Here is a 12,749-nt window from a genome sequence, read left to right as displayed (position 1 = left end):
TGTCAGCCGCGATATTCGAACATCACGGTGGCGAGTGGCGGCAAGGTTACATCGGCCCCGCCGCCGCCCGCATTGATGCTACCCAAATTACCCTGCCCGGTTCCGCCGTAAATGGTGGCATCGGAATTGAACACCTCGGCCCATTGCCCGTCATGCGGCAGGCGCAGGCCGTATCCGGTGTGGAGCGCGGGCGTCATGTTGCATACCACGGCGATGGTCGGCTCGCCCGGACACTTGCGCAGCCATGCGAAGACCGAGTTTTCCGCATCGTCCACCACCAGCCATTCGAACCCCTCGCCCTCGCAATCGCGGGCATGGAGCGCGGGCTTTTCGCGGTAGAGGCGGTTCAGGTCTCGCAGGCAGGACTGCACGCCCCTGTGGGCCGCATCATCGAGCAGGTGCCAATCGAGTGAGCGGTCCTCGGCCCACTCGCGCACCTGCGCAAACTCCTGCCCCATGAACAGCAGCTTCTTGCCGGGATAGCCCCACATCAATCCGTAATAGGCGCGCAGGTTGGCGAACTTTTGCCATTGGTCGCCGCTCATTTTGCCCAGCAGCGATCCCTTGCCGTGGACCACCTCGTCATGGCTCAACGGCAGGACGAAGTTCTCCGAAAAGGCGTAGGTCAGGCCGAAGGTGATCTCGTCATGGTGGAACCGGCGGTGGATCGGGTCACGCGCCATGTACTGCAGCGTATCGTGCATGAAGCCCATGTTCCACTTGAACCCGAACCCCAGGCTCTCCCGAGGGCCATCGGCATAGGCTGGCAGGCTTACACCGGGCCAGGAGGTGGATTCCTCGGCCACGGTGATGAAACCGGCATGGCTGGCATAGACCGCGCGGTTCATCGCCCGCAGGAAGTCGACCGCTTCCCAGTTCTCGCGGCCGCCCTGTTCGTTGGGGATCCACTCGCCATCCTCGCGGCTGTAATCGCGGTAGAGCATCGAGGCGACGGCATCCACGCGCAGACCATCGACATGGTACTGCTCGGCCCAGAACAGCGCGTTGTTGACGAGGAAGCTCGCCACCTCGCGCCGCCCGAAATTGTAGATCGCGGTGTTCCAGTCGGGGTGGAAGCCGAGGCGCGGATCGTCATGTTCATACAGCGCCGTGCCGTCGAAATTGGCGAGGCCATGCTCGTCGGTCGGGAAGTGGGCGGGCACCCAGTCGATCAGAACCGAAATCCCCGCGCGGTGCGCACCATCGACGAAGCGGGCAAAGCCATCGGGCGCGCCAAAGCGGGCCGAAGGGGCATAGAGGCCGGTGGTCTGGTAGCCCCAGCTGGGATCATAGGGGTGTTCGGAAACCGGCATGAATTCGATGTGGGTAAAGCCCATGTCCGCCACATAGGGGATCAGCCGCGCGGCCATCTCGTCCCACGTCAGGAACCAGCCGTTGTCGTCGCGCTGCCACGATCCGGGGTGGACTTCGTATATCGAAATGGCTTGCCGCCGTGGATCGACGCTGGCCCAATGCTTGCGATGTTCCTCATCGCCCCAATCGGGCTTGGCGGGACGCGCGGTGAGCGAAGCGGTCTTGGGGCGAAGCTCGCTGGCAAAGGCAAAGGGGTCGGCCTTGAGCGGCAGGACCACGCCGTCGGGCCCGACGATGCGGTACTTGTAGGCCGCCCATTCGCCCACGTCGGGCACGAACAGTTCCCATACGCCGATATCCAGGCGGCGGCGCATCTGGTGGCGGGACGCATCCCAGCCATTGAAATCGCCAACCACGCTGACATGGGCGGCATTGGGTGCCCAGACGGCAAAGTGTACGCCGCTGGCGCCTTCATGGTCGATCAGGTGTGCGCCCAGCTTGTCGAACAGGCGCTGGTGCGTGCCTTCGGCCATCAGCAGGTCATCGACCGGACCCAGCACCGGCCCGAAGCTGTAGGGATCGGCCACCCACCAACTGTGCTTGCCAGTTCTGCACTTGTATTTGACCGGCCTGGGTTTGCCCTTCAGCAGCCCCTCGAACAGCCCGCGATCGTCTACCTTTTCCAGCGTGCCGAGCTTGGCACCCTTCAGGCTGTAGGCGCTCGCCGCATCGGCCCCAGGCAGCACCGCGCGCACAAAGGTCCCCTCGGGCCCGGCGTGGGGCCCCAGCAGCGAGAATGGATCGGCATGGGTGCCATGCAGCAGCGCCTCGATTGCCGATGTCGGTGGCTTCACATCACTCCCCAGATCTCTTTCGCATATTCGCCGATGGTCCGGTCGGACGAGAACCAGCCGACGTTGGCAATATTGTGGATTGCCTTCTTGCGCCATTGTCCCTGATCTTGCCACACCGCATCGACATCGCGCTGTGCAGCGGCATAGCTGTCGAAATCGGCGGCGAGCATGAACCAGTCGCTGTCGTACAAGCCGTTCATCAGGTCGCGGTAGCGCGCCGGGTCATCGGGCGAGAACACGCCGTTGGCGATTGCCTCCACCGCCTGGAGCAGTTCGGGCGATCCCTCGATCACATGGCGCGGCTGGTAACCATCGGCGCGCTTGGCGGCCACTTCCTCTGCCGTCAGCCCGAAAATGAAGATGTTGTCGCGCCCGACATGCTCCATGATCTCGATGTTCGCGCCATCCAGCGTGCCGATGGTGAGCGCGCCGTTGAGGGCAAACTTCATGTTGCCGGTGCCCGATGCCTCCATCCCGGCCGTGCTGATTTGTTCGGAAAGGTCCGCCGCCGGGATCAGCCATTCGGCCTTACTGACGTTGTAGTTGGGCACGAACACCACTTTCAGCAGCCCGCTGACCGAGGGATCGGAATTGATCCGCCGGGCGATGTCGTTGGCCAGTTTGATGATCAGTTTGGCATTGTGATAGCTCGGCGCCGCCTTGCCGCCGAAGATCTTGACCCGCGGCACCCAGTCGCGTTCCGGATGGCTGCGGATCTGATCATAGAGCGCCACGGCCTCGACCAGGTTGAGTAACTGCCGCTTGTATTCGTGGATGCGCTTGATCTGCACGTCGAACAGGGCATCGGGATCGATCCGCACGCCGGTCAGCCCCTTGATGCGCTCAGCCGCCACCAGCTTGTTCGACCGCTTGACCATGGCGATCCGCTCGCCCAGCGCGGCATCATCAGCGAGCGCGTTCAGAGCGACCAGCTTTTCCGCATCGTCGAGGAAATCCGGCCCGATGGCATCGCAGATCACATTGGTCAGGCCCGGATTGCACTGCATCAGCCAGCGGCGCGGGGTGACGCCATTGGTCTTGTTGTTGATCCGGTCCGGGTAGAGCGAATGGAGGTGGGCGAACACCGTCTGCTTCATCAGGTCGGTGTGGAGCGCGGCCACCCCGTTGACGCTGTGCGCGCCGGTGAAGGCGAGGTTCGCCATCCGCACCCGCCGCTCGCCGTTCTCGTCAATCAGCGAGATCGCGCTGATGGCCTCGGCACCAAGCCCCTTCTTGCCCGCCTCGCGCAGGACGCGGCTGTTGATGGCATAGACGATCTGCATGTGGCGCGGCAGCAGTCGCTCGAACAGGGGCAACGGCCAGCTTTCCAGCGCTTCGGGCAGCAGGGTGTGGTTGGTATAGGCGACGGTGCGTTTGGTAATGTCCCACGCCTCGTCGAATTCCAGGTGGTGGTGATCGACCAGCAGCCGCATCAGTTCGGCCACGGCCACCGCCGGATGGGTATCGTTCAACTGGATCGCCACCTTGTCGGGCAGGGTGCGCACGTCCTTTTCGTACTGCACATGGCGGCGCACGATGTCCTGGATGCTTGCGCTGGAGAAGAAGAACTCCTGCCGCAGCCGCAGTTCCTGCCCGGACGGCGTGGAGTCCGCCGGATAGAGCACGCGCACCAGGCTGTCGGCCCGCGCCTCGTTCTCCAGCGCGCCCACGTGGTCGCCGGCATTGAAGGCATCGAGCTTGATCGGATCGAGCGCATGGGCGGTCCACAGCCGCAGGGTGTTCACCCGCTTGCCGCGCCAACCGACCACCGGAGTATCGACCGCGCTGGCCTCGATCACTTCGGCCGGGTTCCATTTGACCCCGCCGTTGTCCTCCACCACTTCACCGCCGAAGCCGATGCGGTAGGCACTTTCGCGCCGGTCGAATTCCCACGGGTTGCCGTGGCTGAGCCAGGTTTCGGGCAGTTCCACCTGCCAGCCATCGTCAATCCGCTGGCGGAACATGCCGTTAACGTAGCGGATGCCATAACCGTAGGCCGGGATATCGAGGCTGGCGAGGCTCTCCATGAAACAGGCCGCCAGCCGCCCCAGGCCGCCATTGCCCAGCGCCGCATCGGGCTCCAATTCTTCAAGCACGGCCAGGTCGAGGCCGTGGGCCTTCAGCGCCCGGTCCATCTCGCCGGTCAGGTCCATGTTGTTCAGCGCATCGCGCAGCAGTCGCCCGATGAGGAATTCCAGGCTCAGGTAATAGACTCGCTTGCCGCCATCGGCATAGGTCCGGCGGGTCGATTCCATCCAGCTGTCGATAATCTTGTCGCGCAGTGCCAGCACCGTGGCGGTGTACCAGTCATGCGGCTTGGCCGCGCGTTCATCCTTGCCCACCCGCTTGCGCAGGACATCCACGATCAGGTCCTGCATCGGGGTTGTCGGTAGTTCGGCATTGCTGGGCATTGGGACCACGCTCCTCGACTTGGGATGACACGGCAACGCACCGCGCCAATTGCGTTCCGCCCCCGTGAATGCCCGGCCTTGTCGCTTGCGCGAAAAACCCGCGCCGCATCACGCCAGCCAGCAAGGCGCGATAGGCGGTTGGTAAGCCGCGCCAAGGCAAACGACAAGGGTTGTGAAGGGCTTGGCGGAACAATGTTGCGTCGCAGCAATTTGCTGTTCGCTACGCCGTTTCATGATACCATGGTCGCGGTCAGGAATCGGAAGGAACCAGCCATGCTCGCCCCGCACCCTGTCCCCTCCGCCAACCCGGCTGTGCCATGGTGGCGCGGCGCGGCGATCTACCAGATCTATCCGCGAAGCTTCCAGGACAGCAATGGCGATGGCGTAGGCGATCTTGCCGGGATCACCCGGCGGCTGGATCATGTTGCCGACCTCGGCGTCGATGCCATCTGGATCTCGCCCTTCTTCACCTCGCCGATGAAGGATTTCGGCTACGACATTTCCGACTATTGCGCGGTCGATCCGGTGTTCGGCACCCTGGCAGATTTTGACGCCCTGGTGGCGCGGGCGCACCACCTGGGCCTCAAGGTGCTGATCGACCAGGTCTATGCCCATACCTCCGACCAGCACGAATGGTTCGCCGACAGCCGCGCCACTTCCGACAAGGCCGACTGGTACGTCTGGGCCGACCCCAAGGCGGACGGCACCCCGCCCAGCAACTGGCAGTCGGTATTCGGCGGCCCGGCCTGGACCTGGGATGCGCGCCGCTGCCAGTATTACCTGCATACCTTCCTGAAGGAGCAGCCGCAGCTCAACGTCCATAACGTGGCGGTGCAGGATGCGCTGCTCGATGTGGCGAAGTTCTGGCTTGATCGCGGCGTCGATGGCTTCCGGCTTGATGCGCTGAACCACGCGATGGCCGATCCGCTGCTGCGCGACAATCCGCCCGCACCCGAAGTGCCCGGCCAGCGCCGCACCCGCCCGTTCGATTACCAGGACAAGGTCCACAGCCAGTCGCAGCCCGAAATGGTCTATTTCACCGAACGTTTGCGCGGGCTGGCAAACGAATATGGCGCGGTCTTCACCATGGCAGAAGTCGGCGGCAGCAATGCGCTGGAGGAGATGAAGGCTTTCACGCTTGGCGAGAACCGGCTGGACAGCGCCTATGGCTTCGATTTCCTCTATGCCCCCGCCCTGACGCCAGACCTGGTGGCAACGGCGATGGCCGAATGGCCCGGCGATAGCGGCGAAGGCTGGCCAAGCTGGGCGTTCGAGAACCACGATGCGCCGCGTGCGGTGTCGCGCTGGTGCGCGGCCGAAGACATCGACAACTTCGCCTCACTTAAAATGGCGCTGCTGCTGTGCCTGCGCGGCAATCCCATCCTCTACCAGGGAGAGGAACTGGGGCTGGAACAGGACGACATCCCGTTCCACCTGCTGCAGGATCCCGAAGCTATTGCCAACTGGCCGTTGACCCTGTCGCGCGATGGCGCGCGCACGCCCTTTCCCTGGACCGATGATGAGCGGGGCGGTTTTACCACCGGCACGCCGTGGCTGCCGCTGTCACCCGCCAACCGCGCCCGCGCCGCAGTAGTGCAGTCGGCGGCGCCATTCTCAATGCTCAAGGCCACTCGCCGCCTGTTGGCCCTGCGCCGCGCCCACGCCGAACTGCGGCTGGGGCGGTTCGAACTGCTCGAGGCGACGCAGAACCTGCTGGTGTTCCGCCGCACCCTTCCGCAAGGCGCGGTACTCTGCGCTTTCAACCTGGGACAGGTCGATGCGGCCATGCCGGTCGATACTGCGGGGATGACGCTGCTGGCGTCGATCAACGGGGGTGACAGCAGCGAACTGCCCGGCCTGTCCGCCTGGATCGGACGAACAGCGGGTTAGCCAGTGACGAGACTGTCGGCGACCAGATCATCAAGCAGAAGTGTGATTTCCGTGTCTCTCGCCCAGCTCTCCCGCACATGGCGCATCAATCCGGAACTCCCCCACCGCTCTCCCCGCGCCTTGCCGGTGTCAAGCAAGCGCACCACGGCAGCGCGATCGCGCGCAGCCGTGGCAACGAAGGTCGGCCAGGTGAGCGAGCTGCGTCGCCCGCTGGCGAGATCGGCTTCAAGGTCCGCCAGCACCAACGGTGCCACGCTGGCCGCATCCGCTGCCAGGGCAGCCTGCAACCGTATCGCCTGGTCCCCGTCGCTCGGCCGCCCGTTCACCTCGGCCAGCGCAGTCGCCTCGGCAACAAAGGCCGCCATATCCCCCCGCGCAAGGTAGATCACCGCGAGGTAATCGTGGATCGTGGCAAGCGAAGGGTTGGCGTCACGCAGCCGTTCCAGGTCCGCCAGCCCGCGGGCCTCGTCGCCCATCGACCAGCGAGCCCAGGCTGTATCGACCTGCAGTGGGACAGAAGCCGGTTCCAGCAGGAGCGCATGTTCGAGCTCGGCCATGCCGGCGGCGAAATCGCCGTTGTCCACCAGCACGTTGCCGAACCAGAAGCGGGTCTGCGCCGCCTGCGGATTGGCCGCAATCGGCGCGCGGAACAACCGGGCTGAAGCTGCCCGATCCCCGCGCCACCAGTACTCGATGAAGCCCGCTGACCGCAGGGCATCGGGATTTTCGGGGTCGATCCGCAAGGCCGCATCGGCCGCCGCCTGGGCGCGGGCAAAGGCATCCACGTCCTCCAGCGAACCGAACTCGCGCGCCAGCACATAACTGTCGGCAAGGGCGGCATAGGCGGGCGCGAAGCCGGGCTCCAGCATGACGACCTGCTGCAACTTCGCAATGGCCGAAGCGATCGATTCCGGCTGGCGCGCGGCCCAGTCCGAACGCGCTTCGAGGTAGAGACCGGCTGCTTCGGAATTAGCTGGCAGCGACATATCGGTCTGGCGGAGCGGGTCGCGGTTGATCGCCCAGGCGCTGAGGCTGGCGACGGCGATGGCACCTGGCACGACAAACGCCAGCACACGGCGAGATCGCAGGCGCGCCAACCAGCCTTCTTCCCTCAATCCACCTGCGGGCGGCCCACCGACCGGAGCAACACTGCTGTCGTCATCCGGACCGTCGCCGACAGCGCGGTCGGCATCCAGCCAGGCATCCAGCTCCTCGGTGAGCGCATAGACGCTGCTGCGACCGGGACCGGGGATGCGGTGGACCGGCATGCCGCGCTCGGTCGCCCAACGGATGACAGTCGATCGCTCGCGCCCGAAGTGCGCCGCAATCAGTTTCCACCCGTCCAGTCGCATCGGCCCGCCAGCATTCTCCCCAAGGATGCGAGTGTGCATAACGGGAAAGCCGCGTTCAACACAAATCGCGGGCAACGGACATTCTGCCGGTTTCGCGTGGCAAATCAGTCGCTCAGCTGGCGCCGGGCAAGGGCTGCACACAGGTAGTAGGCGGGCAGCGACAGCACCAGCAGCGCCAGACCCCATGCGACGGCCTCTCCGCCTGCCCCATAGATCGTCCAGGCCGAATAGACTGCCGCCAGTCCGGCGATCCATGGTAGCCAACCGCGTGACGGCAGCCTGCCTCCATGCCGCAGGACCAGTGCAGTCAGCGCGGCTGCAATGGCCAGAACTGCCGTCAAAACCCGCATATTCGATCCCCTTCGCGCTTGCCTGCCACAGCCTACTGTCTTACGAGTGTAAAACAAGCAGGGATCGCTAAAACCACGACAGGATGGCCATGACCAGACGATACGATGCCGTGATAATCGGCGGCGGGCACAATGGCCTGACCTGTGCCTTCTACCTCGCCCGCGCGGGCCTGTCAGTGCGCGTGTTGGAAGCACGGCACGTGATCGGCGGGGCGGCGGTGACCGAGGAGTTCCATCCGGGCTTCCGCAATTCCACCGCCAGCTACACCGTCAGCCTGCTGCAGCCCAAGGTGATCGCGGACATGAAGCTGGCCCATTATGGCTTCCGCGTGGTCGAGCGGCCGATCTCCAACTTCTTGCCCCAAGAGGATGGCGGCTACCTCAAGCTAGGTGGAGGTCTGCTGAAAACTCAGGAGGAATTCCGCAAGTTCTCCCCTGCCGATGCCGAAGCCCTGCCGCACTACTACCAGGCATTGGAGAACATCGCCGACATCCTGCGCGCCCTTGCTTTGAAAGCCCCACCCAACGTGGGCGATGGTCTGCGCACCCTGGTTTCCGCCGCGGCGCAAGGCCGCCCCCTTGCCACCCTGCCGCTCGACCAGAAGCGCGACCTGCTCGACATGTTCGCCAAGTCGGCCCGCTCGATGCTCGACCAGTGGTTCGAAAGCGAAGCGGTGAAAGCGGCCTTCGGGTTCGATGCGGTGGTCGGCAATTATGCCAGCCCCGACACCCCCGGCTCCGCCTATGTCCTGTTGCATCATGTGTTCGGAGAGGTGAACGGCAAGAAGGGGGCATGGGGCCACGCCATCGGCGGCATGGGCGCGATTACCGGTGCGATGGCGCAGGCCTGCGCGGCGGCGGGCGTGGAGATTTCGCTGGAAGCACCGGTCGATCGCGTGCTGGTCGATGGCGGGAAAGCCGTGGGCGTGAAGCTGGCATCGGGCGAGGAAGTGATGGCCGGGATCGTGGCCGCCAATGTCGGCCCCGCCCTGCTTTACAACCGCATGGTCGATGGCGCCGACCTGCCTGCTGACTTCCGCCGCCGGATGCGCGGGTTCAAGGCGGGCAGCGGCACTTTCCGCATGAATGTGGCGCTGAGCGAATTGCCGCGCTTCACCTGCCTGCCCGAACCGGGCGAGCATCACCAGTCGGGCATCATCCTGGCCCCCACGCTGGACTATATGGACGAGGCGTTTCTCGATGCCAAACGCTATGGCTGGTCGAAGAAGCCCATCGTCGAAATGCTTATCCCCTCCACAGTGGACGATACATTAGCGCCAGAGGGTCAACACGTTGCAAGCCTGTTCTGCCAGCAATTCGCACCCCAGCTGCCGAACGGCAGAAGCTGGGATGGCGAGCGCGAGGCGGCAGCCGATTGCATCATCGACACGGTCGAAGCCCACGCCCCCGGTTTCCGCGCCAGCGTGATCGCCCGCCAGATCCATTCGCCCTTGGACCTCGAACGCAAGTTCGGCCTGATCGGCGGAGACATCATGCATGGCAACATGACGCTGGACCAGTTGTGGTCGGCCCGCCCCGTGCTCGGCAACGGCAGCTACCGCGCGCCGATTGGCGGGCTCTACATGTGCGGCGCAGGCACCCATCCCGGCGGCGGCGTGACCGGCGCGCCGGGGCATAATGCGGCAAAGGCAATCCTGGCGGACCGCAGCTTTGTGGGGCGGCTATTCGGCTGAACGCCGCGCTATCAGCGCATCCAGCCAGTCCAGTGCCAGCTTTTCCGCTTCGGCAGGGCTGAACGGTCCGCGTTCGTCAAGACACAGTTCGAGCCAAAGCCCGTCCACCAGTGCGTTGATGGCGATGGCGGCCAGACGCACTTCGCCAGCATCGGCCCGATCACACCAGCAATCGCGCAGCAGGCTGTCCAGCTCGCCGCGAAACTCTGCATACAATTGCCCATGGACTTCAGCGACCTGGGGGTCAGACTTCATCAAGCTCCAGAAGGCGAGCCAGGTTGCCAGCAGGTCGGGATCGAGCACCGGCGGGCGAAAGCTGGCGGTGACATAGGCCTCCAGCCGGGCGCGGGGATCATCCCCTGCCGCGCCAACGGCCCCGTCCACCGCCTCTGCCACCTTGCGCCCCGTGTCGCGATAGGTGGCGACGATGAGGTCACCGATGCCGTCGAAGTAATGCGTCAAGAGCCCCGCCGATACCCCGGCCTTGCGGCAGATCGAACGCACGGACACGCCCCGCGCGCCCTGCTCTGCCAGGCAGGCGGCGGTGGCCTGGATCAGGCTTTGTCGCCGGACATCGGCATCCTCGCGCACGAATGCGGCTCTGGCCATTGGCTCAAGTCCCTTCGCGCAATACTTTGGACAAGCCGGGCCGCGGGTGCAACTCCGGCGGAGGGTCGAACCACCCGCCATCGCGGCGGAACTCGCTTGCCGTGCGGCCGATGCGCTGCTTGAAGAAGCGGGCGAAATAGGCCGGATCGGAGAAGCCCAGCCGGTCCGAAATGGCGGCCACGCTGGCGCTGGTAAAGGTGAGGTCGCGCAAGGCTTCGAGCAACAGACGCGCACGAAGGACCTCGCCCGGCGGGGCATCCAGCACAGCCCGGCAGGCGCGGGTAAGTGTTGGGACGCTGGCACCGAGCAGGCGAGCATAGTCGGCCACATCTAGCCCCTCGCGGAAGCGGGCATCGACCATATGGCGGTAACGCAGGGCCAGTGTCCGCTGGCGATCGGCGGCGGCAGGCGTGACGCGATCAGCCAGCATTTCACCCGCCGTGGCAAGCAGCAAGGCGACTTCGGCGATGATGCGGGGCGAAGGGCGGGCCAGAGCGCCGTCAACCGATGCATTGGCCATGTCCCCAAGCAGCCAGCGCAGGCGGGCCAGACTTGGCGATCCAGGCTCCACCGCCACCACGCTCGCGCCGCGACTGGTGAACAGGTCGGTGGGGACAAGGCCCGCAAGACGCGGGTCGTTGAGCAGGTCTACCGCAAAGGAAAACACCCACCCCTCGGTCCCCGGCTCGAAGCGGAAGGCGTGGACGCAGTGGCTGGGGATGGCCACCAAGGAGAGCGGAGCAAGATCCATCGCCGCCTCGTCCGCCAGCAGGTGCGCGCCGCCGTTTTCGAGCAGCAACAACTGGTGGATGCGCGGATGGCTATGCGGGGCGATGGTCCAGTAATGCAGCGCCGAGCGGCTGGAAATCGGCTCCAGATGCAGGAATTCGGGCGCGAGGCTGCCCGCGCCTTCGCCATAGAGACCGAATCGGGCAAGTCCGGGCTGCTCGCTCATGCTGCCAGACTAGGGCCGGTTTGATCGAAAAGTCCAAGGAATTGGCGCCACGCTGCGTGGCCACCGGGGATTGGAGCGTGCAGACAGGGTGCAACAAGAATCACCGGAAAGAGGACCGGCCGATGTTCCGCTTCGACCCCTATTCCCCTGCGATCGATGCCGATCCCTTCCCTGCATACAAGGTCTTACGGGACGAGCACCCCTGCTTCTGGAGCGAGGAGGCGGGCATGTGGGTGCTGTCGCGGCATGAGGATATTCTTCATGCCCTGACCAACTGGCGCACCTACAGTTCGGCCAAGGGCAACCTGGTGGACGAATTTCCCGGTCGCGCCGGGGCAACGCTGGGCAGCACCGATCCGCCCCGCCATGACCGGCTGCGCGCCCTGATCCAGCAAGCCATGACCAAGCGCGCGCTCGACCATGTGATTGCACCCGCCCATGCCTCATGCGCCGCCCATCTTGCTGCGCTGGAAGGCCGCGACAGCTTCGACTTCGTCAATGATTTCGGATCGAAGGTGACGGTGGACCTGCTATTCTACCTGTTCGCCCTGCCGCCCGACAACGCCGACCAGGTGCGCGACAATGCCGTGCTGATGGTGCAGACCGATCCCGTCACCCGCCAGAAGACCGAGGCCCACCTCGCCGCCTTCCGCTGGATGGCCGACTTTGCCGCCAGCCTGGTGGAAGAGCGCAAGCGCAATCCGGGCGACGATCTCTTGTCCAGCTTCATCACTGCCGAAATCGAGGGCGAGAAGCTGCTCGACAAGGAAGTGCAGCTGACTGTCACCACGCTGATCATGGCGGGGATTGAATCGCTGTCGGGCTTCCTCGGCATGTTCGCGCTGAACCTGGCCGACCATCCAGAGGCGCGCCGCGCGCTGGTGGCCGACCCGTCGCTGATCCCCGACGCCATCGAGGAATCGCTGCGCTTCAACACATCCGCCCAGAGGTTCAAGCGGACCTTGACGCAGGACGTGGAACTCCACGGACAGGTGATGAAGGCGGGCGATGCGGTGATGCTGTGCTATGGCGCGGCCAACCGCGACGAGCGCAAGTTCCCCGATCCTGACCGCTATGACATCGCCCGCAAGCCCAAGATGCACCTCGGCTTTGGCGGCGGGGTCCATGCCTGCCTCGGCTCGATGCTGGCGCGGCTCGCCACCCAACACGTGTTCGCAGCGTTCCTGCAGGCGGTGCCGGAATTCAGCCGGGTGGACCGGGACCTCGCCTGGGTGCCGTCATCCAACTTCCGCAGTCCGCAGGTGTTGCGCCTGACCCGGGGCCGCTAGGGGCGACGGGGGGTCTTGGGGGACCTTGGGG

Annotated in this window: 9 protein-coding genes; 3 read left to right on the top strand and 6 right to left on the bottom strand. The window is 65.0% G+C overall.

Annotation, left to right across the window (positions count from 1 at the left end; genetic code table 11):
- Window positions 1–2: 2 nt before the first annotated feature.
- Window positions 3–2,168: a 1,4-alpha-glucan branching protein GlgB gene (gene glgB, locus M3P36_RS11480; RefSeq protein WP_249703611.1), complete on the bottom strand. Its 2,166-nt coding sequence runs from the start codon at window positions 2,166–2,168 to the stop codon at window positions 3–5.
- Window positions 2,165–4,579, bottom strand: coding sequence for a glycogen/starch/alpha-glucan phosphorylase (locus M3P36_RS11475; RefSeq protein ID WP_249703609.1), 2,415 nt, complete (start codon window positions 4,577–4,579; stop codon window positions 2,165–2,167). Before M3P36_RS11475 ends, glgB begins: the two co-directional genes overlap by 4 nt.
- Window positions 4,580–4,852: 273 nt before the next feature.
- Between M3P36_RS11475 and M3P36_RS11470 the strand changes: the two genes are divergently transcribed.
- On the top strand, window positions 4,853–6,469 hold the full coding sequence (locus tag M3P36_RS11470; RefSeq protein ID WP_249703607.1) for an alpha-amylase family glycosyl hydrolase: 1,617 nt from the start codon (window positions 4,853–4,855) through the stop codon (window positions 6,467–6,469).
- Here M3P36_RS11470 and M3P36_RS11465 read toward each other — a convergent pair.
- Entirely contained in the window at window positions 6,466–7,860 is a 1,395-nt protein-coding gene (locus M3P36_RS11465; protein ID WP_249703606.1) for a tetratricopeptide repeat protein, read from the bottom strand. The genes M3P36_RS11470 and M3P36_RS11465 overlap by 4 nt on opposite strands.
- 65 nt (window positions 7,861–7,925) lie before the next feature.
- Entirely contained in the window at window positions 7,926–8,171 is a 246-nt protein-coding gene (locus M3P36_RS11460; RefSeq protein WP_249703603.1) for a hypothetical protein, read from the bottom strand.
- 89 nt (window positions 8,172–8,260) lie between these two features.
- Between M3P36_RS11460 and M3P36_RS11455 the strand changes: the two genes are divergently transcribed.
- A complete protein-coding gene (locus M3P36_RS11455; protein WP_249703601.1) occupies window positions 8,261–9,865 on the top strand; it encodes a phytoene desaturase family protein in 1,605 nt (534 codons plus the stop codon).
- On the opposite strand, the gene M3P36_RS11450 is transcribed toward M3P36_RS11455, so the two are convergent.
- Together M3P36_RS11450 and M3P36_RS11445 are read right to left on the bottom strand one after the other, a co-directional pair.
- Entirely contained in the window at window positions 9,854–10,474 is a 621-nt protein-coding gene (locus tag M3P36_RS11450; protein WP_249703600.1) for a TetR family transcriptional regulator C-terminal domain-containing protein, read from the bottom strand. The two genes, M3P36_RS11455 and M3P36_RS11450, sit on opposite strands and share 12 nt — an antisense overlap.
- Window positions 10,475–10,478: 4 nt before the next feature.
- A complete protein-coding gene (locus M3P36_RS11445; RefSeq protein ID WP_249703598.1) occupies window positions 10,479–11,429 on the bottom strand; it encodes a helix-turn-helix domain-containing protein in 951 nt (316 codons plus the stop codon).
- Window positions 11,430–11,551: 122 nt separating this feature from the next.
- Between M3P36_RS11445 and M3P36_RS11440 the strand changes: the two genes are divergently transcribed.
- A complete protein-coding gene (locus M3P36_RS11440) occupies window positions 11,552–12,718 on the top strand; it encodes a cytochrome P450 (protein WP_249703595.1) in 1,167 nt (388 codons plus the stop codon).
- The last annotated feature ends 31 nt before the right edge of the window (window positions 12,719–12,749 follow it).

The organism is Altererythrobacter sp. KTW20L, from assembly GCF_023501975.1.
Taxonomy (GTDB): Bacteria; Pseudomonadota; Alphaproteobacteria; order Sphingomonadales; family Sphingomonadaceae; genus Alteraurantiacibacter.
Note: the sequence above shows the minus strand (reverse complement) of the source record. Positions and strands in the feature narration are given on the sequence as shown.

What these genes read in the sequence shown, in the direction of transcription:
- M3P36_RS11475 (WP_249703609.1), bottom strand. Translation starts at nt 4,579, where the DNA reads ATGCCCAGCAATGCCGAACTACCGACAACCCCGATGCAGGACCTGATC.
- M3P36_RS11470 (WP_249703607.1), top strand. Translation starts at nt 4,853, where the DNA reads ATGCTCGCCCCGCACCCTGTCCCCTCCGCCAACCCGGCTGTGCCATGG.
- M3P36_RS11465 (WP_249703606.1), bottom strand. Translation starts at nt 7,860, where the DNA reads ATGCACACTCGCATCCTTGGGGAGAATGCTGGCGGGCCGATGCGACTG.
- M3P36_RS11460 (WP_249703603.1), bottom strand. Translation starts at nt 8,171, where the DNA reads ATGCGGGTTTTGACGGCAGTTCTGGCCATTGCAGCCGCGCTGACTGCA.
- M3P36_RS11455 (WP_249703601.1), top strand. Translation starts at nt 8,261, where the DNA reads ATGACCAGACGATACGATGCCGTGATAATCGGCGGCGGGCACAATGGC.
- M3P36_RS11450 (WP_249703600.1), bottom strand. Translation starts at nt 10,474, where the DNA reads ATGGCCAGAGCCGCATTCGTGCGCGAGGATGCCGATGTCCGGCGACAA.
- M3P36_RS11445 (WP_249703598.1), bottom strand. Translation starts at nt 11,429, where the DNA reads ATGAGCGAGCAGCCCGGACTTGCCCGATTCGGTCTCTATGGCGAAGGC.
- M3P36_RS11440 (WP_249703595.1), top strand. Translation starts at nt 11,552, where the DNA reads ATGTTCCGCTTCGACCCCTATTCCCCTGCGATCGATGCCGATCCCTTC.